The organism is Mycetocola sp. 2940 (assembly GCF_040548835.1).
In the GTDB taxonomy this organism is placed as follows: domain Bacteria; phylum Actinomycetota; class Actinomycetes; order Actinomycetales; family Microbacteriaceae; genus Mycetocola_A.
In genome coordinates, this window is record NZ_JBEPSK010000001.1 from 173,306 (window position 1) to 199,194 (window position 25,889).

Genomic DNA, 25,889 nt, shown 5'->3' on the forward strand with positions numbered 1-25,889 from the left:
AACCGTCAGCCCACGGGGACGAACCGCGCCGACTCACGGCCGTGCATGCGGGCGATCCTGTAGTAGTCCTGCGGGGTGAAACCGGTGAACGCCTTGAACGTCCGGATGACGTGGGACTGGTCGTAGTACCCGGTCGCCGCGGCCAGGTCTGCCCACGGCACGTCCTCGCCGAGCGGCAGTTCGTCGATCAGCCGGTGGAACCGCACGACGGTCGCGTAAGACTTGGGGGTGACGCCGGTCGCCCGGCGGAAACGGTCGATGAGGCTCTTGTGCGACAGGCCGCACTCGGACGCGAGCGACGCGACGGAGCGCGACGGCTGCTCGTTGAGCGCGGCGACGGCGTGTCGGACGACGGGATCAGGCGCCTCGTCGCGCAGCGACAGCACCAGGGCGGCGTCGAGGGCGTCGAGCATCTTCTGCCGATCGAGAAGGCCGCCCGCGGCCGTATCGAGATCCGGCGCCAGGGCTGCCTCGCGAAACGTCGCCAGCGCAGGCAGGTCGACGGTCACGACCCGACCCGTGATGGCCGAGGGTTCCAGACCGAGCCGGCCCACGGCATCCGGGTCGAGAACGGCGCCGAGGTTGAACAACCGGCTCGGGTTCTCGCTCAGCGTGAAATGCGACTGCAGGCCGCTGCAGAACACGCCCGTCAGCGGCCCGGCCGTTCTCCCCGTCAGCGGGTCGGTGGCGCGGTACGGTCCCGACAGGTTGACGATCAGGTGCACGAACGGCATCGGGAAGATGCGTTCGAGCCGATGCTGCGCCGGCCCGCGCACGAGCCAGAGGGAGCGCACCACTCCGGCGAGTGCGGCGCTCGGTTCGCTCTGCAGATAGTCCATCGGGTTTCCCTCGTGCGGGTAAAGAATATCCAATCCGGGCAGGCGCCGGCTCTCGTAGTCTCCATCCGAGGAAAGGAGGCATCATGCCTCAAGCGTTTTCTGACACGAAGACCATACTGGCGTCACCATCCGAGGTCTGGGCGACCCTCACCGACTGGTCGACGGCATCCGAGTGGATGCCGGGAGTGAGCGACATGCGCGCCGCCGGCGACATCGGCGTCGGTACCGAGCTCACCTTCTCGGCCCGCGGCAAAGACCGCTCGTCCACCGTGACGGCACTGGAACCCGGCCGCCGCATCACCATGTCGAGTTCGGCGCCGGGAGTGCTCGCCGACTACACCTACTCGCTCGAACCAGCGGGTGATGCCACGACCGTGTCCCTCGTCGCCGACGTCGACACCCGCGGACCGATGAAACTGCTGGGAAAGGTGATCCGCTCGGCGATCGCGAAAGAGGACGGGGTGCAGCTCGCCCGGTTGAAATCCCTCATCGAATCGCGCTGAGCCCGGTCCCGGTCAGCCGAACGCGTTGGCCAGTTTCCAGCCGAGGTCTGCTCCGTCGAGTTCCTCCTCGAGGACGAGAGGCACGACGATGGTCTCGCCGTCGTGTTCGAAGGTGACGGAACCGACTTCGCTGCCGTCCTCACCGAATTCGAGGTCGGATGCCGTCGCAGCCACCGTCACCGGCGCATCCTGCCAGACCAGCACACTCGCCGATTCAGACGCGACGATGTCGGAACTGGCGCCCCACGGTGCGGTGTAGCTGCCATACATGTCGCCGGCTTCGACGAGCTGCACCTCGGTGAACCCGGCTGTCGCGCTGTCGATCAGGGAGGCGACCGCCTGGTTGAGCTGGCGATGGTTGGGGGCGCCGAGGATGACCCCGACGAAGGTGAGCGATTCGCTCCCCACGGTCGCCTCGGCTGCGAAGAGCAGGCAGGCTCCGGCGGCATCGGTGGTTCCGGTCTTGAGCCCGATCACTCCGTGGCTGCCGAGCAGCTTGTTGGTGTTCTGCACCGTGCCGATCACCGGGAGTTCGGCGGATTCCTCCCGGACGATCTCCGACAGCACGGGGTGGGCGAGGGCCAGTTCGCCGATGGCCACGAGGTCGGCGGCGGTGGACGTGCTCTTGCTGCTGAGCCCGCTGGAGTCCGCGAGGCGGGTACCGGCGAGGTCGTGCGCCGCCAGCCAGTCGCTCGCCGCAGACAGGAACGCCGGCATCGACCCGAACGCCCAGTTCGCGAGCGTGATGCTGTAGTTGTTCGCCGACGGCAGCATCATCGCCTGGAGCAGCTGGCGTTCGGTGAAGACCGAACCGGGCACGACCGGCGACGCTGAGCCTCCTTCGGCGATCGTCTGGGCGTAAATGCGGGCGTCTGCCTGGGTGAGGGTCAGCTCAGGGCCGTCCTCCCCCGCCGCCAGCGGCATCCTGTCGAGTACGACAAGGGCGGTCACGGTCTTGGTGATGCTCGCCATCGGAGTGGATTCCTGCGTGCCGAGGCTGCCGAGGATTCCGTCGATGCCCACGGCGCCGATCGCGCCGACGCCGTAGTCGGGCCACACCAGCGGTGTCGCCGGCTGGCTGATCTCCGCCGCGGGCTCCAGGTCGGCCGCGTTGGCGGGGATGGGACGGAGTGTGGCAAGGGACACGTAGCCGATGAGGAGAAGCACCACGGCGAGGAGGCTGAAGACCGTCACTCGCCTGCGCCGGTACATCCGCTCGTGTGAGGGATGGCGGAAGTCTGTCACCGCACAATCCTACCCGGCGGGGTTGGCCGCCGGCGGGCGCAGCGCCCAGAGCGCGACAGCGCTGGCGGATGCCACGTTGAGCGAGTCGACGCCGTGGAGCATCGGGATCATCACTGTCGAGTCGGCCGCGTCGAGGGCCTGCCTGCTGAGCCCGTCGCCCTCCGTGCCGAGGGTCAGGGCGACCCGCTCCGGCGGGTGCGCGGCGAACGCGTCGAGCGAGACGGCCCGGTCATCGAGGGCGAGGGCGGCGACGTGGAACCCGGCGGCGTCGAGGAGTCGACGTGCCTCCGGCCACTCGGGCATGCGCGTCCACGGCACCTGCAGCACGGTGCCCATGCTGACCCGGACACTCCGGCGGTAGAGCGGGTCGGCACAGCGGGGGGTGATGAGGACGGCGTCGGCACCGAGCCCGGCCACCGAGCGGAAGATCGCGCCGACGTTGGTGTGGTCGACGATGTCCTCGAGAATCACGACACGCGTGGCATCCGTCAGCAGGTCCTCCATGCGGGGCAGTTCCGGCCGGTGCATGGCAGCGAGGGCGCCGCGGTGCATGTGGTAGCCGGTCAGGGTTTCGAGCACGTCCGAGGAGCCGACGTACACCGGAATGTCGGGGAACTGTTCGAGCAATGGTGCGACGTCGGGCAGCCACTGTTCCTGCAGCAGCACTGAGCGGGGCCGGTGCCCTGCGGCGATCGCCCGCGCGATCACCTTGTGCGACTCGGCGATGTACAGCCCGCCCTCCGGCTCCGACACCCGGCGGAGCGCCACGTCGGTGAGCCGGGCGTAGTCGGAGAGGCCGTCGACGTCGAGGGTGGAGATGGGCACGATCTGCACGGGAGTTCCTTCGGGTGGTGGGTTAGTCTCAATGAAGGCCCCGCCCCGCCGACCGAAACAATCCCGACATCTGAATTGTTTATGCTCGGAGCAGGCGCGGTTTCGGAGGCAACATGACCATGATTACCGGTTCGACGCCGGAGCTGGACGAACGCGGACTCGATGCAGCCTACGCCGTCCTCTCCAAAGGCACCTTTGCCGTTCTCACCGGGGCGGGCGTCAGCACCGACTCCGGTATCCCCGACTACCGGGGCGCGGGCGCCCCGAAGCGGACCCCGATGACGGTGTCGCAGTTCCTCCTCAACGATGCCTCGCGCAAGCGGTACTGGGCTGGCAGCCACCTGGGCTGGGCGATGTTCGACGCCGCCCAGCCGAATGCGGGGCACCGGATGCTCGCCACCCTCGAGCAGGCGGGTCTCGTCACCGGCGTGGTCACCCAGAACGTGGACGGACTCCATGTCCGTGCGGGGTCGCGGCGGGTCGTCGACCTGCACGGTTCGATGGACCGGGTGCACTGCCTCGACTGCGGCCAGACGTTCGCCCGGTCGAGCATCGCTGCTCGGATCGACCGGGAGAACCCGTGGCTGTCGAAACCGGATGCCGTCACCCTCAACCCGGACGGCGACGCCGAGATCGCCCACGTCGAGAACTTCGTCGCGCCGGACTGCTCGATCTGCGGCGGCCCGCTGAAACCGGACGTCGTCTTCTTCGGCGAGTTCGTGCCGACCGACAAGTTCTCCGAAGCCAGGGACCTCGTCGCCAAAGCCGACGCGCTGGTGATCGCCGGATCCTCGCTCGTCGTGAATTCCGGCATCCGCCTGCTCGAACACGCGCGCCGAAGCAAACGCCCGATCGTGATCATCAACCGCGGCGAGACGAAGGGCGATGCGAAAGCCACCGTGAAGCTCGACTCGGGGGCGTCTGAGACCCTCGCGGCGCTGGCCGAGAGACTGCTCGACTGAGGACCCCCTCGTTCCGGCGCGTCAGGTTGCGGCGAGGATCCGGGATTCGAGCCCGGGGTCGAGGCCGACCGCCGGACGGTCGGGGCGCTGCGGCGGCACGCCGCCCATGCTCGTGAGCCACCGAGGGCATCCAGTCCGCCCGGAGTGGAGCGGTCGCCGGTCAGAGCGGTCACGCGTCCGTCGACGGGGCGGGTGCCGCGGTTGAGCGTGGTGACGTTCCAGCCTCTCGCCAACCCGTCGGCCGCGAGCGCTGGTCCGACGAAGCCTCTGCCGCCGAGTACGAGGAGGTCTATCCCCTCATCCCAGTGGATGGCGCCTGCGCCTGTAAAGCGACTTCTCCGGCAGCGTAATGGGTGCGACGGGTGGATCCCCACCGGCTCGGCATAAGGAGAAAGGCCCGAGGTAAGGATGCTGTGCGCGTGCGGTCCTTATCCGGCGCTCTTTTCCTTCTCCCGTGCTGATGTGTAGGCGGCTGCCGTCCGCGCAGGAGAACGCGCGGCTGCAGACGAGCTCGCGGGTCCATCGACTCGGCACAAGGAAAAAGCCCCGAGAAAAGGACGCTGTGCGCCTGTGGTCCTTATCCGGCGCTCTTGTCCTTATGCCGTGCTGATAGGTACCGCGGCCGCGCAACCGGCGCGGCGGCATCCGAAGGGCTCAGGAGGCGGCGGCATCCCGACGGGCTCGCACCGCGGCATACGCGTCGTCGATGACGGCGTCCAGTTGCGCGGCCGACTCCCGCCAGACCGCAGGCGACACGCTCGCGGCATCCTCGGTGTGCAGGGTGACGACCGGCTGGTCGGCGGCGCTGTTTCCGAGCAGGACCCGCTGCTGTGCGGGAGACACCCCGAGGATCACGTCGGCGGACCTGATCATCCAGCGGCGGATCAGACGGGACCGCCACGGCCACGTCCGCAGCCGGTGCAGGAGACCGTCGTCCGCTCGCGGATGCGGCGTGCCGCCCCCGACGAGGAGCGCGAACCGACGGCCGAAACCCGTCCAGCCGGGCGCCGGTGTGAACACCACGTCTGCCCCGACGCTGTTGAGCTTCTTGCCGGTGAGGACCTCTGCGGGGCTGTACGGCGACGGCAGCAGTTCCCAGGGAAGGGCGGGGAGCAGGGTGAGGGCCGTGGACGGCCCCACGATCATCACGAATGAGCGACGTTCCGCAAGGGCGTGGACGATGCCCCGCGACATCCGGCTGAGCTGGTCGTCGGGGTCCTCGGTCACCCAACGGCAGTCGACGAAAAGCTTCACGCCGGGACCTCCAGGAACGACCGGATGAGCCCGGCCGCCTGCTCGGGGACCTCGTAGTGGATGAGGTGACCGACACTCGGGAGGATCTCGAGCGAGGCATCGGGGAACCGTTCGACGAGGACGTGCTGCGCGGCGATCGGGGTGATGTCGTCCTGGTCGGCTGCGATCAGGAGCGTGCGGTCGACGATGTCCGCGGCGAATTCGCTGACGTCGTTGCCGACGGATGCCTGGAACGCTTCGAGGACGACGGCCCGGTTGCCGAACGCGCTGAAGTAGAGGTCGTGCTGGTTGTGGATCCAGCGGCGGAGGCCCTTGTCCCTCGTCTTCGCCATGGTCTCGCTCATCACCCGAACGATGGCCCGGTTGCGCAGCAGGGCGAACCCGAGCCGCTCGGGCAGCCAGGCTGCCAGCTGGTAGTAGAAGACGGCAAGCCGGGTGAGGATGCCGCGTGGCCCGGCAAGTGCCGGCGCAGCGATCGGGTTGACGAGGATCACCCGGGGGGCACGCAGCGGCGTGCGCGCCAGCGCGGCCGACACGACGATCGAGCCGAAGGAATGGCCGAGGACCACCGGAGGCTCGGGCAGGTCGACGGCGGAGACGAAGTCGTTCAGCCAGGCGGCGTACCCGTCGATGTCATGGACGGCCTTCATCGGCTCCGACTCGCCGAAACCCGGGATGTCGGGACTGAGGATATGGAAGCCCTCGAGGTGGGCGACCACCGGCTCGAGGCCGTGGTGGTCGCCGCGGAATCCGTGCACCATGACGATCGTCGGGTGGTCCCCCGGCGAACCGTACTCCCAGTAGGTGGTGAGGCTTTCGCCGGTGCGGACGGACCGTCGGGAAACAGGGATGCGACCCAGTCGCGCGGAGTAGGGGGAACGATCAGTCATGGGGAATCCCAGTTTAGGCTTTTCGCTCCCGGGCACCGTACGACCCTCCCCATAGACTCGTACCCACGACCGCGGGGACTCACACCTCGCGCCCCAGAGACTCGGAATCGGTACCCCGTGACATTCACCGCCCCCATCCAGCTTCCCGGCCTCGCCCGCGACCCCCTGTGGTATCGCCGGGCCATTTTCTACGAGGTCATGGTGCGGTCGTACGTCGACAGCAACGGAGACGGAGCCGGGGACCTCCAGGGTCTCACGACCCGGCTGGACTACCTGCAGTGGCTCGGCGTCGACGCGCTCTGGCTCCCGCCGTTCTTCACCTCGCCGTTGCGCGACGGTGGCTATGACGTCTCCGACTATCGGGCGATTCTTCCGGAGTTCGGCACCATCGATGAGTTCAAGGACCTGGTGACGAAGGCGCACGAGCGCAACATGCGCATCATCATCGACATGCCGCTCAACCACACCTCCGACCAGCACGAATGGTTCCGCGAATCCCGCGAAGACCCGGACGGACCGTACGGAGATTTCTACGTCTGGAGCGACACCGACGAGAAGTATCCAGACATCCGCATCATCTTCACCGACACAGAGGATTCCAACTGGGCGTTCGATCCTGAACGGCGTCAGTTCTTCTTCCACCGGTTCTTCTCCCACCAGCCGGACCTCAACTATGAGAACCCGGCCGTCCATGACGCCATGTTCGACATCGTCCGGTTCTGGCTCGACATGGGTGTTGACGGTTTCCGGTTGGATGCCATCCCCTACCTTTACGAGTCCGACGGCGGCAATGGTGAGGGCGAACCTCAGACGCACGCGTTCATCAAGAAGCTTCGCGCGATGGTCGACCTGGAGTACCCCGGCCGGGTGATGATCGCCGAGGCCAACCAGTGGCCCCGCGAAGTGGCGGCGTTCTTCGGTACCGACGAGGAGCCCGAATGCCACATGGCCTTCGACTTCCCCGTGATGCCGCGAATCTTCTACTCGCTGCGGTCGCAGCAGGCAGAGGAACTCGTGCGTGTGCTCTCCGAGGCCACCGACGTTCCGGACTGGGCGGGCTGGGCGGTGTTCCTCCGCAACCATGACGAACTCACCCTCGAGATGGTCAGCGAGGAGTACCGGCAGGCGATGTACGGCTGGTACGCGTACGACCCGCGGATGCGGGCGAACATCGGCATCCGCCGCCGGCTCGCTCCCCTGCTCGACAACTCACGCGCCGAACTCGAGCTCGCTCACGCGCTCCTGTTCTCCCTGCCGGGGAGCCCGTTCATCTACTACGGCGACGAAATCGGCATGGGCGACAACATCTGGCTCGCCGACCGGGACTCGTCGCGGACCCCGATGCAATGGACGCCTGACCGCAACGCCGGGTTCTCCTCGGCCGACCCGGGCAAGCTCTACCTCCCGGTCGTCCAGTCCCTCGTCTTCAACTACACCCTCGTGAACGTTGAATCCCAGCTGGCCCAGTCACGGTCGCTGCTGCACTGGGTGCGCAACGTCATCCACGTCCGCAAGGGTCACCCGGCGTTCGGTCTCGGCTCCGTCGAGGTGGTGTCGAACAATCATGAATCCGTCCTCAGCTTCGTTCGCAGCTACTCGGGAACAGGCGGACACGTCGGAGGACATATCGGCGACGAGAAGGAAGATATTCTCTGCGTCTTCAGTTTTTCCCACCACCCGATCGCGACGAAGATCATCGCGCCTGAACTCGCCGGCTGCCGGCTGTTCGACCTGTTCGGCGGCGGGGAGTTCCCGCCGTTCGACGAAAACGGCGAGGTGACGCTCACCATCGCCACACAGAGTTTCTACTGGCTGCACATCGCCCGCCCGACCGACTCCCCCTTCTCGCAGCGGCGTCACGCGTGACCGACGACGTGTCGGTGGTGCGCCCTAACGTGAGCCCGGTGCAGACAACAGCAGTAACACCCTGGTCCGAGTCGCTGGCGGTCTTCGACCTGGAGACGACAGGCATCGACGTGATCACCAGCCGCATCGTGAGTGCGAACGTGGGACTGCTGAACAACCAGGGCGACGTCGTGCGCCGGCGGGACTGGCTCGCCGACCCGGGAGTCGCGATCCCCGAGCAGGCGACGGCCGTGCACGGGATCAGCACGGAACGCGCGCAGGCCGAAGGCCGCCCGGCGCCGATCGTCGTCTCGGAGATCGTGGCCGAGCTCCGCGGTTACTTCGAGGCCGGCATCCCCGTGGTCATCTACAACGCCCCCTACGACCTCTCCCTGCTGTTCCACGAGGCCGTGAGGCACCACGTCGCGCCGCTCGTCGACCCGACACCGGTGATCGACCCGCTCGTTCTCGACAAGGCCATGGACCGGTACCGCAAGGGCAAGCGCACCCTCCAGGCTGCCGCGCTGCACTACGGCGTCGAGCTCACTGACGCGCACGATGCGGGCGCCGACGCGATAGCCGCCGGCCGGGTGGCGCTGGCCATCGCCCGGACGCACGGGAACTCACTCGCCGTCGACGCGCTCGAGCTGCACCGGCTGCAGGCCGGCTGGTGCCAGGACCAGGCCGACAGCTTTCAGGATTACATGCGCCGCACTCGCGACGCGACCTTCGTGGCATCCACCGGCTGGCCCGTCCGCTGAGCGCATTCCCCCGGCCATGACCGAAGCCCGTCACCCGTGAGGGCGGCGGGCTTCTGCGTTGGAGTGCGGGCAACAAAAAACCCGCGACCGTGTGGTCGCGGGTTTTTTACAGTTACAGCGAACGCTGCGCGTTCGGGTCTCAGTGATCTCGGCTGCCCGGCCAAGCGTGGCCGGTCGCTCGATCCGCTCCGACTCGAACGCTGCGCGTTCGGGTCTACGCGCCGAAGCCCTTGAAGCGCTTGTTGAACTTCTCGACGCGTCCGGCGGAGTCCATGATGCGCTGCTTGCCCGTGTAGAACGGGTGCGACTCGGAGGAGATCTCAACGTCGATGACGGGGTAGACGTTGCCGTCCTCCCATTCCATGGTCTTCGAGCTTCCTACGGTCGAACGCGTGAGGAACACGGCGCCTGAGGCGAGGTCGCGGAAAACAACCGGCTTGTAGTCGGGGTGGATGTCAGTCTTCATGAGGACTTCCTTGTGAGTTGAGAGGAGATTGTGTTTCAGTCCCGCCCGCACGGACTGCGCGGCAAGAAAGCTTGTGGTCATCGGACCAGCTACCTACTTTATCAGATGCCGGGCGTCACCGGGCACGGGCGTTGTAGCGCCCGTCGGTCTCGGTCAGCTCGATCGGAAGGCCGAAGGTCGTGGTGAGGGATTCGCTCGTGAGCGCCTCGGCGATCGGGCCGGATGCCACGATCTTGCCGTCGTCGAGGAGCAGGGCGTGGGTGAACCCGACCGGCACCTCCTCGACGTGGTGGGTGACCATGACGATGGCCGGAGATTCTTCAGACTGGGCATAACCGCCGAGCAGCTTGACGAGTTCTTCGCGTGCGCCGAGATCGAGGCTGGCGGCCGGCTCGTCGAGGAGAAGCAGCTCGGGGTCGGTCATCACGGAACGGGCGATCTGCACCCGCTTCTGCTCGCCGTCGCTGAGGGTTCCGAAGCGTCGCTCGGCGAGGTCGTCGAGATGCCACTCGGCGAGAACGCGCTTCGCGCGCTTCTCGTCGATGTCTTCGTAGTCCTCGTTCCAGCGCCCGGTGACCGAGTAGGCGGCGGTCATGACGACATTGAGGACGGTCTCGTCGAAAGGCACCCGGCGGGCCATCGCCGTCGACGCGATTCCGATGCGCGGGCGCAATTCGAAGACGTCGACCTTGCCGAGTTCGGCGTCGAGGATCTCGACGGAACCCGAACTCGGGTGCATGAGCGTCGACGCGAGCTGCAGGATGGTGGTCTTCCCCGCCCCGTTCGGGCCGAGGACCACCCAGCGCTGGTCCCCTTCGACGGTCCAGGACACGGAATCCACGATCGCGCGGCCGTTGCGCACAACGGACACGTCACTCAACTGCAAAACGCTCGACATGTCGTCTAGCCTATCCGTCTGATCCGCCCGGCCGTGCCGAGGCTCGCCCGTCAGGGGGCGAGAACCGAGCGGTACAACGCGATGGTCTCGCGGCCGATCCGATCCCAGCTGAATTCCCGTTCGGCCCGCACGCGGCCCGCCTCACCCATCGCCCGGGCGGCGTCGGGATCCGACACCACGGCGGTGAGGGCGGCAGCAAGGTCCGCAACGAACCGGTCGGGGTCGACCGGCGTGCCGGTGCCGTCGGTGACCTGCTCGATGGGAACCAGACGGCCGGTGACACCGTCGTCGACGACTTCGGGGATGCCGCCGGTCGCGGTACCGACGACGGCCGCACCACAGGCCATGGCCTCAAGGTTGACGATGCCGAGGGGTTCATACACCGACGGGCAGACAAAGGTCGTGGCGGCGGTGAGCACGGCGCAGAGTTCGTTCCGGGGCAGCAGCCGGTCGATCCAGACCACGCCTGACCGGGTCTTCGCCAGTTCACGCACGCCGGCCTCGACCTCCGCAAGGATTTCGGGCGTGTCGGGGGCGCCGGCGCAGAGCACGAGCTGCACGTCGGCCGGCAGTAGGGCGGCCGCGCGGAGCAGGTACGGCAGGCCCTTCTGCCGGGTGATCCGGCCGACGAAGACGATGCTCGGGCGAGTCGGGTCGATCCCGAGCGACCGCACGAGTTCGTCGTCGTGCACGGGCTGCCAGGCGGCAAGGTCGATGCCGTTGTAGATGGTGTGCACGCGGGACTCGTCGAGGGCCGGGTAGCTGCGGAGGATGTCGCGCCGCATGCCATTGCTCACCGCGATGACGGCATCCGCTGCCTCGAACGCGGTCTTCTCGATCCAGCTCGACACGCGGTATCCGCCCCCGAGCTGCTCTGCCTTCCACGGCCGAAGCGGCTCGAGGCTGTGCGCCGACACGATGTGCGGGATGCCGTGGAGCATCTTCGCGAGGTGCCCGGCGCCGTTCGCGTACCAGGTGTGCGAGTGCACGAGGTCGGCCCCCGCGGCATCCTGAGCCATGAGCAGGTCGGTGCCGAGGGTCGTGAGGGCCCCGTTCGCGCCGGCCAGTTCGGCGGGGACTCGGTAGGCGAAGGTGTCCGCCTCGCTGCGGTCGTCGCCGAAGCAGCGCACGGTGACGTCGATCTCCCCCCGCATGGCTGAGACGAGCTCGGCGACGTGCACACCGGCTCCTCCATAGATTTCTGGTGGGTATTCCCGGGTGAGAAGATCAACTCGCATGACTCGAACGCTAGTACAGGTATGGGGTTGCCTCTAGTGTTGGGGCATGGTCGCAACGAAGAAGATCTTTGGCATAGTCCTCGCCGGTGGCGAAGGGAAGCGTCTGATGCCCCTCACGGCGGACCGGGCCAAGCCCGCAGTTCCGTTCGCCGGGCAGTACCGGCTCATCGACTTCGCCCTGTCGAACCTCATCAATTCGGGCTTCACCCAGATCGTCGTGCTGACCCAATACAAGTCGCACAGCCTCGACCGGCACGTGTCGCAGACCTGGCGGCTGTCGGGTCTCCTCAACTCGTATGTCGCGTCGGTCCCCGCGCAGCAGCGGCTCGGAAAACGCTGGTTCTCCGGCTCAGCCGACGCGATCCTGCAGAGCCTCAACCTCATCCGCGACGAGAAGCCTGACATCGTCGTCGTCGTCGGTGCCGACCACGTCTACCGGATGGACTTCCGTGACATGGTCCAGGCCCACATCGACTCGGGTCGGGGCGCAACCGTCGCGGCGATCCGCCAGCCGATCGAACTCAGCGACCAGTTCGGCGTGATCCAGCTCGACAAGAACGATCCGACGAAGATCTCCGAGTTCCTCGAGAAACCGATCAACGCCGAAGGGCTCGCCGACGCGCCGCATGAGGTGCTCGCTTCGATGGGCAACTACGTCTTCAACACCGACGCGCTCATCGACGCCGTCACCCGCGACGGCGAGCGGACGGACTCGAACCACGACATGGGCGGAGACATCGTCCCCGACTTCGTGGCCCGCGGAGACGCCGGCGTCTTCGATCTCAAGAACAACACGGTGCCGGGGTCGACCGACCGCGACCGGTACTACTGGCGCGACGTGGGAACGATCGACTCGTTCTTCGAGGCGCACCAGGACCTCATCTCGACCCTGCCGATCTTCAACCTCTACAACAGCGAATGGCCGATCTTCAGCCAGCAGCTCAACTCTCCCCCGGCGAAGTTCGTGCGTGACGCGAAGGGCAACCTGGGCCAGGTCATCGATTCGATCGTCTCGCTCGGTTCGCTGATCTCGGGGGCGCACATCGAACGCAGCGTGCTCGGATCCTGGTCGAACATCGAATCCGGTGCCCAGGTCGTCGATTCGGTGCTGTTCGACCGTGTCGTCGTCGGACCGGACGCCACGGTGAAGCGCTCGATCCTCGACAAGGATGTCGTCGTCGAGGAAGGCGCCGCCCTCGGGGTGGACCACGACCGTGACCGGGCGCGAGGGTTCACCGTGACCGATTCAGGACTCACCGTGGTGGGCAAGGGAGTGCGCGTTTCTCGATGAGTTCCACCCTTCCGCCGGCGCCCCAGGCGCCGGCCCGGTTCCTTGTCGTGCTCGACGCCGACTCCACCCTGATCGAGAATGAGGTCATCGAACTCCTCGCCGAGGAGGCGGGCTCCCTCGACCTCGTCGCCGATGTGACCGAACGGGCCATGCGCGGCGAACTGGACTTCGCCGAAAGCCTCCGCGGCCGCGTGGCCACCCTCGCCGGGCTCCCCGACACCGTCTTCGAGACCGTCTCCTCCCGGATCCGGCCCACCCGCGGCGTTCACGAACTGATCGCAGGCATCCAGGCGGCCGGCGGACGGGTCGGGGTCGTGTCCGGTGGATTCCACGAACTCCTCGACCCCCTCGCGGCGATCCTCGGACTCGACGTCTGGCGGGCCAACCGGCTCGAGATCACCGACAGCGAGCTGACCGGGCGCGTCGACGGGCCGATCGTGGATGCGGGCGCGAAGGCATCCGCTCTGCTCGAGTGGGCAGCGGATGCCGGGGTGCCGCCTTCGAGGACGATCGCGATCGGCGACGGCGCGAACGACCTGCTGATGATGGGTGTCGCCGGGCTGAGCGTCGCGTTCAACGCGAAACCCGCGGTCCGTGAGCGGGCCGACGTGGTCCTCGACCGCGTCGACCTCGCCGACGTCCTGCCCCTGCTCGGGCTGCGCGGCTGAGCCGGCGCCATCGAACTGACCCCTGTCCATGACGGATGGTTTGGGTGGGCGTCGGCGTGGCGGGGCTTCTGCTGCGGCGTGTCTCGAATCGGTCCGCCTGAACCGGATGCTGCGTCGCGAGTGCGCCCAGCCCCACCCCGGCGTGTGGGCAAACGGATGCGCGTGGCCGGGCGGCCGGCGGCATCCGGTCGCTTCACGAGTGTTCAGACGGATGGTTTCGGTGGGCGTCGGCGTGGCGGGGCTTCTGCGGCGGCGTGTCGCGAATCGGTCCGCGTGAACCGGATGCTGCGTCGCGGGTGCGCCCAGCCCCACACCGATGCGAGCCGGCGTCAGTGGCCCATGCCGAGGCCGCCGTCGACCGGGATGACCGCGCCGGAGATGTAGCCGGCGTCGTCGCCGGCGAGCCAGGCGACGACCTTCGCGACCTCCACCGGCGTGGCGAACCGGCCGGCAGGGATGCCCTTCTTGTATTCGGCCTGTGTGGCTTCGGGAAGTTCCGCGGTCATGTCCGTCTCAATGAAACCCGGGGCGACGACGTTGGCTGTGATGCCCCGCGCGCCCAGTTCACGGGTGATCGAGCGGGCCATTCCCACCAGTCCGGCCTTCGACGCGGCGTAGTTCACCTGGCCGGGTCCGCCGTAGAGGCCGACCACGCTGGAGATCAGGATGATCCGGCCGAAGCGTGCCTTCAGCATCCCCTTCGATGACCGTTTGACGACGCGGAACGAACCGCCGAGGTTCGTGTTCACCACGCTGTCGAAATCGTCCTCGCTCATGCGCATCAGGAGGGTGTCCCTGGTGATTCCTGCGTTGGCCACGACGACTTCGACCGGGCCGAGTTTCTGCTCGATCTCGGTGAATGCGGCGTCGATCGACGCGGCATCCGTCACGTCGGCGCGCACGGTGAGGCTCCCGGCGGGGCCGTCACCGGACCGTGCGGTCACCGCCACCCGGTGCCCCAGGGCCACGAACTCCTCGGCGATGGCGAAGCCGATTCCCCGGTTCCCTCCTGTGACGAGTACCGTGCGCGGGGAGATCTCAGAGTGGGGCATGTCGGCCTTCCGTGGTTGGGGATGTTCCCAGCATTCGCGGAACTGGATATCCCTGGCGAACCCTGCTGGGGGTGCGCAAACAAGCGTAGTCTTGGAGTGCATGAAACAGCCATCCATCACCTCACTGCCGCCGTCGCCTGATGCCGACCGGCGGGCACGAATGCTCAAGTACACGATTGCGATGAGCATCCGAGTGGTGTGCCTGGTGCTGATGCTGTTCGCCGACGGGTGGTGGTTGTTCGTCTGCGCCGCCGGGGCGATCTGTCTTCCCTACGTAGCCGTCGTGCTCGCCAACGTGGGGGCGCCGGTCTCCAACGCCACGGTGCTGCGCCCCGGCGGGGTGGTGGCTCTTCCCGAGCATCCCGAGCGGGATCAGCCCGAAGACGAGCCGGACCGTCAGGCGTCATGATCGGACTGTTCCAGGAGCCCGGGCAGTTCAGCTGTTCACGGGCCGGTTGCTCAGCCACGGCCGGATGGCGGATCGAGTGGCGAAACCCGAAGATCCACTCCGAAGACCGGGTGAAGGTGTGGCTGGCCTGTGACGACCACCACGACTACCTGCGCGACTTCCTCGCCGCGCGGGACTTTCCCGTGACCACTGCACCCCTGGCCACCTCGACCCCGGAGGACGCACCGTGAGCAACTGGCGGTTCGTGATCAGCAAGCGGTGGTTCGGGTACCTTGCCGTCGCCGTGGTCTTCGCCGTCGTCTGCGTGCTGCTCTCCAACTGGCAGGTGTCCCGGCTCGAAGAGAAGCGCCTGGAGAACTCACGGGTCCTCGACAACTACGAGGACGACCCGGTTCCCCTCGACGATGTGCTCCGCTCCCTCGACGCATGGAACGACGATCAGGAATGGACACCTGTTCTTCTCACCGGGACCTACCTGGAAGAGGAACAGGTTCTTGTGCGCAACCGGCCGCGCAACGGGCAGCCGGGTTTCGAGGTCCTGACGCCGCTGCAGTTGCCGGACGGCAGGGTTTTCGTGGTGGACCGGGGGTGGCTGCCGACCGGCAGCGCCCAGGATCTGCCCGATGTGGTACCTGATCCGCCGGCCGGTGACGTCACCGTGACCGCGCGGCTGAAGCCAGGCGAGCCCGCCCTGACAGGTCGGGGCGCGGCCGAGGGCCAGATCGCCACCGTGGAACTGTCGCAGTTCGACGAGCGGATCGACGCGCCGGTGTACACCGCCGCGTACGGCCTGATGGCGTCCGAGACGCCTGCTCCGGCCGAAGACCGGCCGCTCCCCGCCTTCAAGCCCGAACTCGACGAGGGCTCACACCTGTCGTATGCGCTGCAGTGGATCGTCTTCGGGCTGCTGGGGTTTGCGTTCCTCGGCTACGCGATCCGTGAGGAGTACCGGCACCTCAATGCCGAGGACCCGGCGGAGCAGGCCCGTGCGGCCGCGCGGGAGCGCAAACGCGTGGCGAAGCGCTCCGACGCCGACGTCGAGGACGACATCCTCGACGCATCCGTGCGCTGAGAGTCCGATCGGCTCGTTGTAGCTGTCGTGTTTCGCGCGATCGATGACACGTGTTCGCCGATTCGCCGCACATCGCTGTTCGCCCGCCTGAGTTGCCGCGAGACGCTGCGTCCCGGCATCCTGAACGACATCTCGTGTCATCTCGCCGTTCGAGTGGTCCCGAAGGGACGCTCTCAGGCGAACGGACGAGTTTCGCGGACCGATCGATCGGGCGAGCAACCCTTTGGGCCCGATCGACCGGGCGAGCAGCCCTTTGGGCCCGGTCGATCGGGCATACGGGGCTGCAACGATCGTCGATTCGCCGCACATCGCTGCTCGCTCGCCTGAGTTGCCGGGAAACGCTGCGTCCCGGCATCCTGAACGACATCTCGCGTCATCTCGCCGTTCGAGTGGTTCCGAAGGGGCGCTCTCCGGCGAACGGACGAGCCTCGCGGACCGATCGATCGGGCGAGCAGCCCTTTGGGCCCGGTCGATCGGGCGTACGGGGCCGCAACGATCGTCGATTCGCCGCACATCGCTGCTCGCTCGCCTGAGTTGCCGCGAGACGCTGCGTCCCGGCATCCTGAACGACATCTCGCGTCATCTCGCCGTTCGAGTGGTTCCGAAGGGGCGCTCCCCGGCGGACGAACGGCCCTCTCGGACCGATGGATCAGGCCAGCTCGATCAATTCGAGGTAGCTGTAATCCCGGTTGGTTGCGTCTTTTGCACCCAGAGGGTCAGGCCAGCTCGATCAATTCGAGGTAATCCTTGTTCCAGTGGTCCTCGACACCATCGGGCAGGATCAGAACCCGCTCGGGGTTGAGGGCCTGCACGGCGCCCTCGTCATGGCTGACCAGCACGACAGCGCCCGTGAAGTGCGCCAGGGCGTCGAGGATCTCGGCGCGGCTCGCCGGGTCGAGGTTGTTCGTGGGCTCATCGAGCAGAAGCACGTTGGCCCCTGAGACGACGATCATGGCGAGGGCCAGACGCGTCTTCTCGCCACCGGAGAGCACACCGGCGGGCTTGTGCGAGTCGTCGCCAGTGAACAGGAACGAGCCGAGGACCTTCCTGGCCTCGGTCTCCGTGATGTTCGGTGAACTCGACACCATGTTCTCGAGGACGCTGCGCTTGACGTCGAGCGTCTCGTGCTCCTGGGCGAAGTAGCCGATCCTGAGGCCGTGGCCCGGTTCGACCTGCCCGGTGTCCGGTTTGTCGACGCCCGCCAGGATTCGCAGCAGCGTCGTCTTTCCGGCGCCGTTGAGGCCGAGAACGACGACCTTGGAGCCGCGGTCGACGGCGAGGTCGACGGCCGTGAAGATTTCCAGCGAGCCGTAGCTGCGCGACAGGTTCGACGCCATCAGCGGCGTCCGGCCGCACGGGGCCGGGTCGGGGAAGCGCAGCTTGGCGACCCGTTCGACGGTACGCACCTCATCGAGGCCGGAGAGCATCTTCTCGGCGCGGGCGACCATCTGGTGCGCTGACGCAGCCTTGGACGCCTTGGCGCCGAACCTTGCCGCCTGCAGCTGCAGCGAGGTCGCCTTCTTCTCGACGTTGACGCGTTCCTTCTTGCGGCGTTCCTCGTCGGCTTCGCGCTGGCGCTGGTAGTTCTTCCAGTTCATGTTGTACACGTCGATGACCTGGCGGTTGCCATCGAGGTAGAACACCTTGTTGACGGTCTCGCCGACGAGCTCGACATCGTGGGTGATCACGATGAAGCCGCCGGTGTAGGTCTTGAGGAACTCGCGGAGCCAGGTCACCGAGTCGGCGTCGAGGTGGTTCGTCGGTTCGTCGAGGATCATCGTTCGGGCATCGGAGAACAGGATCCGGGCGAGCTCGATCCGTCGGCGCTGGCCGCCGGACAGGGTTTTCAGCTGCTGGTCCAGGATCCGGTCGGGCAGGTTGAGGTTGCTGGCGATCGACGCGGCCTCCGCTTCGGCCGCGTAACCGCCGAGCATCTGGAACCGTTCCTCGAGATTCCCGTACTTCTTCATCGCGGCGGCGCTTGTCGCGGCATCCGTTGAGGCCATTCCCATCGTGGCTTCCTGCATGCCGAGGACGAGGCTCCCCAGCCCGCGGGCGTTGAGGATGCGTGTGCGCGCCAGTTCGTCGGGGTCGCCGGAGCGCGGGTCCTGTGGCAGGTAGCCGAGCTCGCCCGAGCGTTCGACCTTGCCGTTCGAGGCCGGCAATTCGCCGGCGAGCACCTTGGTCAATGTGGTCTTGCCGGCACCGTTGCGCCCGACCAGGCCGATCTTGTCTCCGGCGGACACGCGGAAGTTGACTTCGTCCATGAGAACCCGTGCCCCGACGCGAATTTCGAGATCGTGCACACTCAGCAAAACAGGTCCAGTTCGTCGGGGCGCGCCAAAGACGGCGCGGAAAAGTCAGGGGTCAACCTCATAGTCTACGTTGTCGCGGCTGGGAGCTGGCCCGCTCCTCTCAGGACTGGCTCTGGCCCCGTTCACCTGGCGGGATGGCAGCGATCCGGCGGATCGCCTCGTCGAGCAGTTCGGGTGAGCAGGCGATGTTCATCCGCGCGAATCCGGCACCCGGTTCGCCGAACTCCGACCCGGCGCTGAGTGCGACTCTCGCCTCCTCGAGGATCCGCTCGGCCGGGTCGCTTCCCCACCCGCGGCCCCGGAAGTCGAGCCAGACGAGGTAGCCGGCGTCGGGGCGGTGCCAGCGCACCTCGGGGAGGTGCTCACGGAGCAGGCGGTCGAGGCTCTCCACATTGCGGGCGATCGCCTCCAGAACGCCGTCGAGCCAGTCCTCCCCGTCCGCGTACGCGGCCGCACTTGCGAGCATCCCGAACTGGCCGGTCCGCCAGAACACCTCGGACGGCATCCGGTCGAGAATTCCGGCCGGCCCCTCCCCCGCAGCCACCATCGTGGCGCACTTGAGGCCGGCGATGTTCCATGCCTTGCTCGCCGAATGCACCGCGAAGCCCGACGCACGGGCCTCCGCCGAGACGCTCAGGTAGGGGGTGAAGGTCGTGCCCGGCTGGGTCAGTGGTGCGTGGATCTCGTCGCTGATCACGGTCACGCCGTGGACGACGGCGAGCCGGGCCAGCGTCTCCAGGTCGTCCCTGGTGTGCGCGTGCCCGAGGGGGTTGTGCGGGTTGCAGAGCACGAAGGCGCGGGCACCAGAGGCGAACGCCCGTTCCAGTGCCGCGAGGTCGAGCCGGAGTGCATTCTCCGCTTCCCTGAGCGGAACGGCGAGAACGGATGCTCCCGCCTCGGCCACCAGGTCGAAGAACGGCGGGTAGACCGGCGGCGTGATCACGACCTTGTCTCCCGGTTCGGTGACCCGGCGGAGGATTTCGACGATGCCCATGCTCACATCGGCGGTCGTCAGGAGCCGGGCACCGTTCAGGTCCCAGTTCCAGCGTCGCTGAGCGAACCCGCGAAAGCCGGCCGCGAGGGGATTGTGCGAGGACACATAGCCGGCGTCTCCGCGGTCGATCGCCTCGTGCAACGCGCGACGGATCGGATCGGCGAGGGGGTAGTCCATCTCGGCCACGAACATCGGCAGGACGTCGGCCGGGTGGTCAGCCCACTTCTCGCTCGTCCGGGAACGCAGAACGTCGATCGGGTCGGAGGAGACACGTGTCATCCTCCGACGATATCCGTTCGGACTCGGTCAGATCGAGAAGCCGAGCGCCCGCATCATGTCGCGGCCGTCGTCGGTGATCTTCTCGGGGCCCCACGGCGGCATCCAGACCCAGTTGATCCGGAACGCCTCGACGACGCCGTCCAGCGCCTGCGCGGTCTGCTCCTCGAGCACGTCGGTGAGGGGGCAGCCGGCAGAGGTGAGGGTCATGTGGATGATGAGCGCGTTGTTCTCGTCATCCCAGCCGAGGTCGTAGATGAGCCCGAGGTCGACGATGTTGATGCCGAGCTCGGGGTCCATCACTTCCTTGAGGGCTTCTTCGACTTCGTCGAAGCGCTGCGGGCTCAGTGTGGTCACCATGATTGAAGCTTACGCCGTCGCTTCGTTGGCGAGGAAGCGGTCGTAGCCCTCGTCTTCGAGACGGTCGGCGAGTTCAGGGCCGCCCTGCTCGGCAATGCGCCCGTCGACGAAGACGTGCACGAAGTCGGGCTTGATGTAGCGGAGGATGCGCGTGTAGTGGGTGATGAGGAGAACACCGAGGTTGGTGTTCTCCTTGGCCCGGTTCACGCCTTCGGAGACGATCTTGAGTGCGTCGACGTCGAGGCCGGAGTCGGTCTCGTCGAGAACGGCGAAGGTCGGCTTGAGAAGCTCCATCTGCAGGATCTCGTGGCGCTTCTTCTCGCCGCCCGAGAAGCCCTCGTTGACGTTGCGCTCGGCGAAGGTGGAGTCCATCCGGAGGTTCTTCATCGAGGACTTGACGTCCTTGATCCAGTGGCGGATGGGCGGTGCCTCTCCGTCGATGGCCGTCTTCGCGGTGCGGAGGAAGTTCGTCACCGTGACGCCGGGGATCTCGACCGGGTACTGCATGGCGAGGAACAGGCCGGCACGGGCGCGCTCGTCGACGGTCATTGCGAGGACGTCCTGGCCGTCAAGGGTGATCGTCCCGGAGTCGACGGTGTACTTCGGGTGGCCGGCGATCGTGTACGCGAGGGTCGACTTGCCCGAGCCGTTGGGGCCCATGATGGCGTGGGTCTCGCCCTTGTGAATGGTGAGGTCGACGCCGCGCAGGATGGGCTTGGATCCCTGTTCGGTCTGGACGCTGACGTGCAGGTCGCGGATTTCAAGTACAGCCATGAGCTCAGATCTCTTTCGTTACGGTCGGGTCGATGTAAATGTTTCCGTCGGTCAGTTCCACGGAGTAGACCGGGACGGGTTCGTAGGCGGGCAGCGACAGCGGCTTGCCCGTGAGGAGGGAGAACTGGGAGCCGTGCGCCCAGCATTCGAGCGTGTCGTCTTCGACGAATCCCTCGGACAGCGAAATGTCACCGTGGGTGCAGGTGTCGCCGATCGCGTGGACATCGCCGCTGCCGTCGAGGACCAGGGCGATCGCCTTGCCGCCGACGACCACGCGTTTGGCCTCGTTGACCTTGAGGTCGCCGAGGGCGCAGACGAGTTCAGCCACGTCTAGTGTCCGTCCGTCGACAGGCTGGTTCCGTTCAGTTCTTCCTCGATGGCGATCTCGAGCCGTTCCTGCAGTTCGGGGTCGCCGATCTGCTGCACGATCTCGGTGAGGAACCCGCGGACGACGAGGCGGCGTGCCTCTTCTTCGGGGATGCCGCGAGCCTGCAGGTAGAACAGCTGCTCGTCGTCGAAACGGCCGGTCGCGCTGGCGTGGCCGGCACCGGCGATGTCGCCGGTTTCGATCTCGAGGTTGGGCACGGAGTCCGCACGGGTCCCGTCGGTGAGGACGAGGTTGCGGTTCTGCTCATAGCTGTCGGTGCCCGTGCCGGTCTGGCGGATGAGCACGTCGCCGATCCACACGGTGCGTGCGCCAGCGCCCTGGAGGGCGCCCTTGTAGGTGACGCGGCTGCGGGTGTGCGGTGCGTCGTGGTCGACGTACACCTGCTGTTCAAGGTGCTGTCCGGCATCTGCGAAATACAGCCCGAGAGCCTCGACCTCTCCGCCCTGGGAGTTGAGGTGGGTGGACGGGTTGACCCGCACCACGCTGCCGCCGAGGGTGACGACGACGTGCTTGACGCGCGCGTCACGGCCGACGGTGGTGAAGTGCGAGGCGAGGTGCACGGCGTCGTCGTCCCACTGCTGGACGGTGACGACCGTGAGGTTGGCACCTTCGCCGACGATGATTTCGACGTTTTCGGTCAGGCGTGCCTGGCCGGCGTTGGCAAGGATGACCAGTCCGGTGCTGAACGGCTTGGCTTCGAGGAGAATGTGCGCAGCACGCGGACCGTTGCCGAGCCCGGAGCGGCGAACCCGGACGGTCTTCGCCTCTTCACCGGAAACGGTGATGGCGAGGGCCTGGTCGAACTGAGTCCAGGCGTTCGCCGATGCGCGTTCCTCGGGCGTGCCCGCGCTTCCGATGCGCGCGTCGCTGCGGTCGACCCAGCGGACGTCGACTCCGTCGACGAGCGACGCGTCAATGTCGTGGACACTGCCGTCGAGCGGCCCGTCGATGAGGTCGGCGACCCGGTCGATCGGGGTCAGCTTCCAGACCGCTTCGCGCCCGGTGACGGCGGGGAAATCTTCGACCTTCGTCGACGCGAATCGTTCGGAACGGGTTTGGATCGGGACGAGTCCCCATCCGCCGTCGGTGTGCTTCTTGTAACCCAGTTGCCCGGTGTTCTCGAGCTTCGTGGTTGTTGCTTCCGGCGCGGAGATCGTCATTTAGCCGACCGATCCTTCCATGCCCATTTCGATGAGCTTGTTGAGTTCGAGTGCGTATTCCATGGGGAGCTCGCGAGCAATGGGCTCGATGAAGCCGCGGACGATCATCGCCATGGCTTCGTCCTCGGGCATTCCGCGGCTCATGAGATAGAAGAGCTGCTCCTCGCTGACCTTGGAGACAGTCGCCTCGTGGCCGAGCTGCACGTCGTCGACGCGGATGTCGATGGCCGGGTAGGTGTCGCTGCGGGAAATCGTGTCGACGAGGAGCGCGTCACAGCGCACCGTGTTCGCGGAGTGGTGCGCGTTGGCATCCACCCGGACTTCACCACGGTAACCGGCACGGCCGCCCCCGCGGGCGATCGACTTCGAGACGATCGACGACTGCGTGTACGGCGCCATGTGGATCATCTTCGCGCCGGCGTCCTGGTGCTGGCCGGGGCCGGCGAACGCGACGGAGAGGGTCTCGCCCTTGGCGTGCTCGCCCATGAGGAAGATGGACGGGTACTTCATGGTGACCTTGGAACCGATGTTTCCGTCGATCCACTCCATCGTCGCGCCTTCGGCGGCCGTGGCGCGCTTGGTGACGAGGTTGTAGACGTTGTTCGACCAGTTCTGGATCGTCGTGTAGCGAACGCGGGCGTTCTTCTTCACGATGATCTCAACAACGGCGGAGTGCAGCGAGTCAGACTTGTAGATCGGGGCCGTGCAGCCCTCGATGTAGTGAACGTAGCTGCCCTCGTCGGCGATGATCAGGGTGCGCTCGAACTGGCCCATGTTCTCGGTGTTGATCCGGAAGTACGCCTGCAGCGGGATCTCGACGTGCACGCCGGGCGGCACGTAGACGAACGATCCGCCCGACCAGACGGCGGTGTTGAGCGCGGCGAATTTGTTGTCTCCGGCCGGGATCACCGTGCCGAAGTACTCTTCGAAGAACTCCGGGTGCTCTTTGAGAGCCGTGTCGGTGTCCATGAAGATGACGCCCTGGCGTTCGAGGTCCTCGTTGATCTGGTGGTAGACGACCTCGGACTCGTACTGGGCGGCGACACCGGAGACGAGGCGCTGGCGCTCCGCTTCGGGGATGCCGAGCTTCTCGTACGTGTTCTTGATGTCGTCCGGGAGGTCTTCCCAGGTTTGCGCCTGCTTCTCAGTGGAGCGGACGAAGTACTTGATGTTGTCGAAGTCGATCTCGGAGAGGTCTGCTCCCCAGGTGGGCATCGGCTTGCGCTCGAACAGGGCGAGGCCCTTGAGCCGGCGCTGCAGCATCCAGTCGGCCTCGTTCTTGAGGTGGGAGATGTCGGTGACGACTTCTGGCGAGACACCGCGTCGGGCCGAAGCGCCCGCGGCGTCAGAGTCCGCCCAGCCGAATTCGTACTGCCCAAGGCTTGCGAGTTCGGGGCGGTCAATCAGAACGTCTGACATGTCAACCTCTTTCCTTCTCAGCTGCGTAACAGGATTTCTGCGCGTCGCATTCCCGCGCACGCCGGAACAACAGGTGTTGCTCAGGAATGTGCGGGCGGCTGATTTGCGTATCTACAATTGTCCAAGGACGGGGGCCGCGCTGCTCCCGCGCCGTTCGCTGGCGAGCGCCAGACTTAAATGCTTGAACCCCATGATTCTACAGGTTGTGGTGGCAAATAGCAGCAGGCGACCAACCAGTCACAGTAACAACACAAGTAGAGGAACACTCGACAGTGAATACGATCGCACAGGCCGGCAGACGATTCTGGGACTGGCTTCCGGCCAGCGTCGACCGTCGGGTCCGCGTCGTTGCGTGGCTCAACCTCGCCGCGCAGACCATCCTCGTCGGCACCGGTGGCGCGGTGCGACTCACCGGTTCCGGTCTGGGCTGCCCGACCTGGCCGCGCTGCACCGCGGAATCGTTCGTCTCGACGCCCGAGATGGGCATCCATGGCGTGATCGAGTTCGGCAACCGCACCCTGTTCTTCGTGCTTCAGATCATCGCGATCTTCGCGCTCCTGTTCGTGCTGAAGTACCGCAAGCAGCGTCGCGACCTCTTCATCCTCACCCTCATTCCCGCCTGCAGCGTGCTGTTCCAGGCCGTCGTCGGCGGCATCACCGTGCTCAGCGGGCTCAACCCGTACGTGGTCGGCCTGCACTTCGTGCTCAGCATCGTCCTCGTCGTGCTAGCCGCCGTGCTCGTCTTCCGGGTCTACGAAGGCAACGGCGCGAGGGTGCGATCTGTTCCGGTATGGCTCGCAGCGGTCACCCACGCGGCCTCGTTCTTCGTCGCGGTGACCATCGTCGTCGGCATCCTTACGACCGGGTCCGGCCCGCATGCCGGAGACAAGGGCGCGGCGCGGAACGGGCTCAATCCCGAACTGCTGCAGCACGTGCATTCCTGGCCGGCCTACATCACGCTTGCGCTCACCGTGGTCATCGTCGCAGCCGCGTGGCTGTTGCCGGTTCCGAGTCTCCGATTTCCCTCGGGGCTCCTCCTCGCGGTGGAGGGCGTACAGATCATCGTCGGTGTGGCACAGGCGCGGATGGGGCTGCCCGGGATCCTCGTCGGCCTGCACATGGTGCTCGCCTGCGTTCTCGCCGCCGCCATGACGGTGACGGTGCTCAACCTCAAGACGCCGGCGGCGGTCCCGGTCGAGACGAAACCCGCCGAGACGCTCCAGCCGTCGTAGCGGCCCCCTTCCGGACCGATCGAACGTCGAGTTGACGGGAGTTGTCGTTCGGGATGCTGCGGAGCAGCATTTCGCGGTGACTCGAGGGTGCGGGGCACGCCCGGCCGTCACAAACCTCTCCCCCAGAATCCGCCGGTGTGAGGTTCTGACGGCGCTACGGACGCTCCGAAAGGGCCTCGATCACTCGGGACAGCCGGTCGCCGAACCCGCCAGGAACGGCTGACGGGAGGGCATCCACCGGCCACCATCGCACGTCGTCGCTTTCGTCGCTGACCACGGGCACGGAGCCTGCCGTCGCCGTCGCCGCGAAACCGACGTCCCAGTGCACGGCGCAGCGGCCGAAGCCCGCACTGAGCGCGTGCCTGTCCACATCGACCGGGAGGACCGACACAGGGTCGACCGGGATGCCGCCCTCCTCGACGGCCTCGCGGAACGCGGCCTCCGACACCGATGCGTCTGCGTTCTCGATGTGTCCGCCGAGCTGCACCCAGAAGCGGCCCTTCCGGTGGAAACACAGCAGGACGCTGGAACGGTCGGGAGTGAAGACGAAGCAACTCGACGTCAGATGTTCCCTGCCGCCGTCCCGATCGAGGGCTCGGCTTCCTCGCTCGTCCAGGAAAGCAAGATAATCGTCACGAAGCCGGGCCATGCCCGGGCTGGGCGGATGCCACGCCGCGAGATCACGTGCAAGCGCACCGACGATCATGCCCCCGCCGGGCGCGTGGACCTCGGACTCGGGCACGG

27 protein-coding genes are annotated in these 25,889 nt (G+C 66.7%); 10 read left to right on the plus strand and 17 right to left on the minus strand.

Annotated elements, in window-relative coordinates; genetic code table 11:
• Nucleotides 1–5: 5 nt before the first annotated feature.
• Nucleotides 6–839: a helix-turn-helix domain-containing protein gene (locus ABIE24_RS00835; RefSeq protein ID WP_354495857.1), complete on the minus strand. Its 834-nt coding sequence runs from the start codon at nt 837–839 to the stop codon at nt 6–8.
• Nucleotides 840–922: 83 nt separating this feature from the next.
• Here ABIE24_RS00835 and ABIE24_RS00840 point away from each other — a divergent pair, with 83 nt between their 5' ends.
• Nucleotides 923–1,342 (plus strand): SRPBCC family protein, encoded by a 420-nt coding sequence (locus ABIE24_RS00840; RefSeq protein WP_354495859.1) that lies wholly within the window; start codon nt 923–925, stop codon nt 1,340–1,342.
• A gap of 12 nt (nt 1,343–1,354) precedes the next feature.
• Here ABIE24_RS00840 and ABIE24_RS00845 read toward each other — a convergent pair whose 3' ends face one another.
• Both ABIE24_RS00845 and ABIE24_RS00850 read right to left on the minus strand, forming a co-directional pair.
• Nucleotides 1,355–2,587 carry a D-alanyl-D-alanine carboxypeptidase family protein gene (locus tag ABIE24_RS00845; protein WP_354495861.1) on the minus strand — a complete coding sequence of 411 codons (1,233 nt, stop codon included), beginning with the start codon at nt 2,585–2,587 and terminating at the stop codon, nt 1,355–1,357.
• Between the two features lie 9 nt (nt 2,588–2,596).
• Entirely contained in the window at nt 2,597–3,421 is an 825-nt protein-coding gene (locus tag ABIE24_RS00850) for a TrmH family RNA methyltransferase (protein WP_354495863.1), read from the minus strand.
• 113 nt (nt 3,422–3,534) lie between these two features.
• Between ABIE24_RS00850 and ABIE24_RS00855 the strand changes: the two genes are divergently transcribed.
• Nucleotides 3,535–4,383: a Sir2 family NAD-dependent protein deacetylase gene (locus tag ABIE24_RS00855; protein ID WP_354495864.1), complete on the plus strand. Its 849-nt coding sequence runs from the start codon at nt 3,535–3,537 to the stop codon at nt 4,381–4,383.
• A gap of 654 nt (nt 4,384–5,037) precedes the next feature.
• Here ABIE24_RS00855 and ABIE24_RS00860 read toward each other — a convergent pair.
• The gene (locus ABIE24_RS00860; RefSeq protein WP_354495866.1) at nt 5,038–5,637 is read right to left on the minus strand and encodes a hypothetical protein; all 600 of its coding nucleotides are present in this window, start codon (nt 5,635–5,637) and stop codon (nt 5,038–5,040) included.
• Nucleotides 5,634–6,527, minus strand: coding sequence for an alpha/beta fold hydrolase (locus ABIE24_RS00865; RefSeq protein ID WP_354495868.1), 894 nt, complete (start codon nt 6,525–6,527; stop codon nt 5,634–5,636). Before ABIE24_RS00865 ends, ABIE24_RS00860 begins: the two co-directional genes overlap by 4 nt.
• 117 nt (nt 6,528–6,644) lie before the next feature.
• Here ABIE24_RS00865 and treS point away from each other — a divergent pair, with 117 nt between their 5' ends.
• Entirely contained in the window at nt 6,645–8,393 is a 1,749-nt protein-coding gene (treS, locus tag ABIE24_RS00870) for a maltose alpha-D-glucosyltransferase (protein ID WP_354495869.1), read from the plus strand.
• Between the two features lie 38 nt (nt 8,394–8,431).
• Nucleotides 8,432–9,133, plus strand: coding sequence for an exonuclease domain-containing protein (locus tag ABIE24_RS00875; protein WP_354495871.1), 702 nt, complete (start codon nt 8,432–8,434; stop codon nt 9,131–9,133).
• Between the two features lie 214 nt (nt 9,134–9,347).
• Here ABIE24_RS00875 and ABIE24_RS00880 read toward each other — a convergent pair whose 3' ends face one another.
• The 3 genes from ABIE24_RS00880 to glgA all read right to left on the minus strand — a co-directional run bounded on the left by ABIE24_RS00880 (nt 9,348) and on the right by glgA (nt 11,735).
• Complete coding sequence (locus ABIE24_RS00880; RefSeq protein ID WP_354495873.1) at nt 9,348–9,599, minus strand: type B 50S ribosomal protein L31; 252 nt, start codon at nt 9,597–9,599, stop codon at nt 9,348–9,350.
• Between the two features lie 115 nt (nt 9,600–9,714).
• Entirely contained in the window at nt 9,715–10,497 is a 783-nt protein-coding gene (locus ABIE24_RS00885; protein ID WP_354495875.1) for an ABC transporter ATP-binding protein, read from the minus strand.
• A 50-nt stretch (nt 10,498–10,547) separates the two neighbouring features.
• Nucleotides 10,548–11,735, minus strand: a complete 1,188-nt coding sequence (glgA, locus tag ABIE24_RS00890) for a glycogen synthase (protein ID WP_354495877.1) — start codon at nt 11,733–11,735, stop codon at nt 10,548–10,550.
• 46 nt (nt 11,736–11,781) lie between these two features.
• Here glgA and ABIE24_RS00895 point away from each other — a divergent pair, with 46 nt between their 5' ends.
• Complete coding sequence (locus ABIE24_RS00895) at nt 11,782–13,026, plus strand: glucose-1-phosphate adenylyltransferase (protein ID WP_354495879.1); 1,245 nt, start codon at nt 11,782–11,784, stop codon at nt 13,024–13,026.
• A complete protein-coding gene (gene serB, locus ABIE24_RS00900; RefSeq protein ID WP_354495881.1) occupies nt 13,023–13,694 on the plus strand; it encodes a phosphoserine phosphatase SerB in 672 nt (223 codons plus the stop codon). The genes ABIE24_RS00895 and serB overlap by 4 nt, the downstream gene beginning before the upstream one ends.
• A 329-nt stretch (nt 13,695–14,023) precedes the next feature.
• Here serB and fabG read toward each other — a convergent pair whose 3' ends face one another.
• Complete coding sequence (gene fabG, locus ABIE24_RS00905) at nt 14,024–14,746, minus strand: 3-oxoacyl-ACP reductase FabG (RefSeq protein ID WP_354495883.1); 723 nt, start codon at nt 14,744–14,746, stop codon at nt 14,024–14,026.
• 100 nt (nt 14,747–14,846) lie between these two features.
• Between fabG and ABIE24_RS00910 the strand changes: the two genes are divergently transcribed.
• Genes ABIE24_RS00910 through ABIE24_RS00920 form a run of 3 tightly spaced genes read left to right on the plus strand, consistent with a single transcriptional unit; the run spans nt 14,847 to nt 16,227 of the window.
• Nucleotides 14,847–15,155 carry a DUF3099 domain-containing protein gene (locus ABIE24_RS00910; RefSeq protein WP_354495885.1) on the plus strand — a complete coding sequence of 103 codons (309 nt, stop codon included), beginning with the start codon at nt 14,847–14,849 and terminating at the stop codon, nt 15,153–15,155.
• Nucleotides 15,152–15,385 (plus strand): hypothetical protein, encoded by a 234-nt coding sequence (locus ABIE24_RS00915; RefSeq protein WP_354495887.1) that lies wholly within the window; start codon nt 15,152–15,154, stop codon nt 15,383–15,385. The genes ABIE24_RS00910 and ABIE24_RS00915 overlap by 4 nt, the downstream gene beginning before the upstream one ends.
• Nucleotides 15,382–16,227 (plus strand): SURF1 family cytochrome oxidase biogenesis protein, encoded by an 846-nt coding sequence (locus tag ABIE24_RS00920; RefSeq protein ID WP_354495889.1) that lies wholly within the window; start codon nt 15,382–15,384, stop codon nt 16,225–16,227. Before ABIE24_RS00915 ends, ABIE24_RS00920 begins: the two co-directional genes overlap by 4 nt.
• 716 nt (nt 16,228–16,943) lie before the next feature.
• Here ABIE24_RS00920 and ABIE24_RS00925 read toward each other — a convergent pair.
• From ABIE24_RS00925 to sufB, 7 genes are all read right to left on the minus strand, one after another.
• Nucleotides 16,944–18,542 carry an ABC-F family ATP-binding cassette domain-containing protein gene (locus ABIE24_RS00925; RefSeq protein WP_354495891.1) on the minus strand — a complete coding sequence of 533 codons (1,599 nt, stop codon included), beginning with the start codon at nt 18,540–18,542 and terminating at the stop codon, nt 16,944–16,946.
• A gap of 100 nt (nt 18,543–18,642) precedes the next feature.
• Nucleotides 18,643–19,815: a MalY/PatB family protein gene (locus ABIE24_RS00930; RefSeq protein WP_354495893.1), complete on the minus strand. Its 1,173-nt coding sequence runs from the start codon at nt 19,813–19,815 to the stop codon at nt 18,643–18,645.
• A 27-nt stretch (nt 19,816–19,842) separates the two neighbouring features.
• Nucleotides 19,843–20,172: a metal-sulfur cluster assembly factor gene (locus ABIE24_RS00935; RefSeq protein WP_354495895.1), complete on the minus strand. Its 330-nt coding sequence runs from the start codon at nt 20,170–20,172 to the stop codon at nt 19,843–19,845.
• A gap of 9 nt (nt 20,173–20,181) precedes the next feature.
• Complete coding sequence (gene sufC, locus ABIE24_RS00940) at nt 20,182–20,946, minus strand: Fe-S cluster assembly ATPase SufC (RefSeq protein ID WP_354495898.1); 765 nt, start codon at nt 20,944–20,946, stop codon at nt 20,182–20,184.
• Between the two features lie 4 nt (nt 20,947–20,950).
• Nucleotides 20,951–21,274, minus strand: a complete 324-nt coding sequence (locus ABIE24_RS00945; protein WP_354495900.1) for a non-heme iron oxygenase ferredoxin subunit — start codon at nt 21,272–21,274, stop codon at nt 20,951–20,953.
• A 2-nt stretch (nt 21,275–21,276) separates the two neighbouring features.
• Complete coding sequence (gene sufD, locus ABIE24_RS00950) at nt 21,277–22,488, minus strand: Fe-S cluster assembly protein SufD (RefSeq protein ID WP_502916225.1); 1,212 nt, start codon at nt 22,486–22,488, stop codon at nt 21,277–21,279.
• A gap of 6 nt (nt 22,489–22,494) precedes the next feature.
• Complete coding sequence (gene sufB, locus ABIE24_RS00955; protein WP_354495904.1) at nt 22,495–23,913, minus strand: Fe-S cluster assembly protein SufB; 1,419 nt, start codon at nt 23,911–23,913, stop codon at nt 22,495–22,497.
• Nucleotides 23,914–24,185: 272 nt separating this feature from the next.
• Between sufB and ABIE24_RS00960 the strand changes: the two genes are divergently transcribed.
• Nucleotides 24,186–25,145 carry a COX15/CtaA family protein gene (locus tag ABIE24_RS00960; protein WP_354495906.1) on the plus strand — a complete coding sequence of 320 codons (960 nt, stop codon included), beginning with the start codon at nt 24,186–24,188 and terminating at the stop codon, nt 25,143–25,145.
• A 154-nt stretch (nt 25,146–25,299) separates the two neighbouring features.
• Here the strand turns inward: ABIE24_RS00960 and ABIE24_RS00965 are convergent, their stop codons facing one another.
• A complete protein-coding gene (locus ABIE24_RS00965; protein WP_354495908.1) occupies nt 25,300–25,887 on the minus strand; it encodes an NUDIX hydrolase in 588 nt (195 codons plus the stop codon).
• Nucleotides 25,888–25,889 lie beyond the last annotated feature (2 nt).

Coding starts and splice junctions, on each gene's coding strand:
- ABIE24_RS00835 (WP_354495857.1), bottom strand. CDS start 839: ATGGACTATCTGCAGAGCGAACCGAGCGCCGCACTCGCCGGAGTGGTG.
- ABIE24_RS00840 (WP_354495859.1), top strand. CDS start 923: ATGCCTCAAGCGTTTTCTGACACGAAGACCATACTGGCGTCACCATCC.
- ABIE24_RS00855 (WP_354495864.1), top strand. CDS start 3,535: ATGACCATGATTACCGGTTCGACGCCGGAGCTGGACGAACGCGGACTC.
- ABIE24_RS00865 (WP_354495868.1), bottom strand. CDS start 6,527: ATGACTGATCGTTCCCCCTACTCCGCGCGACTGGGTCGCATCCCTGTT.
- ABIE24_RS00880 (WP_354495873.1), bottom strand. CDS start 9,599: ATGAAGACTGACATCCACCCCGACTACAAGCCGGTTGTTTTCCGCGAC.
- ABIE24_RS00885 (WP_354495875.1), bottom strand. CDS start 10,497: ATGTCGAGCGTTTTGCAGTTGAGTGACGTGTCCGTTGTGCGCAACGGC.
- glgA (WP_354495877.1), bottom strand. CDS start 11,735: ATGCGAGTTGATCTTCTCACCCGGGAATACCCACCAGAAATCTATGGA.
- ABIE24_RS00895 (WP_354495879.1), top strand. CDS start 11,782: ATGGTCGCAACGAAGAAGATCTTTGGCATAGTCCTCGCCGGTGGCGAA.
- serB (WP_354495881.1), top strand. CDS start 13,023: ATGAGTTCCACCCTTCCGCCGGCGCCCCAGGCGCCGGCCCGGTTCCTT.
- fabG (WP_354495883.1), bottom strand. CDS start 14,746: ATGCCCCACTCTGAGATCTCCCCGCGCACGGTACTCGTCACAGGAGGG.
- ABIE24_RS00910 (WP_354495885.1), top strand. CDS start 14,847: ATGAAACAGCCATCCATCACCTCACTGCCGCCGTCGCCTGATGCCGAC.
- ABIE24_RS00915 (WP_354495887.1), top strand. CDS start 15,152: ATGATCGGACTGTTCCAGGAGCCCGGGCAGTTCAGCTGTTCACGGGCC.
- ABIE24_RS00930 (WP_354495893.1), bottom strand. CDS start 19,815: ATGACACGTGTCTCCTCCGACCCGATCGACGTTCTGCGTTCCCGGACG.
- ABIE24_RS00935 (WP_354495895.1), bottom strand. CDS start 20,172: ATGGTGACCACACTGAGCCCGCAGCGCTTCGACGAAGTCGAAGAAGCC.
- sufC (WP_354495898.1), bottom strand. CDS start 20,946: ATGGCTGTACTTGAAATCCGCGACCTGCACGTCAGCGTCCAGACCGAA.
- sufB (WP_354495904.1), bottom strand. CDS start 23,913: ATGTCAGACGTTCTGATTGACCGCCCCGAACTCGCAAGCCTTGGGCAG.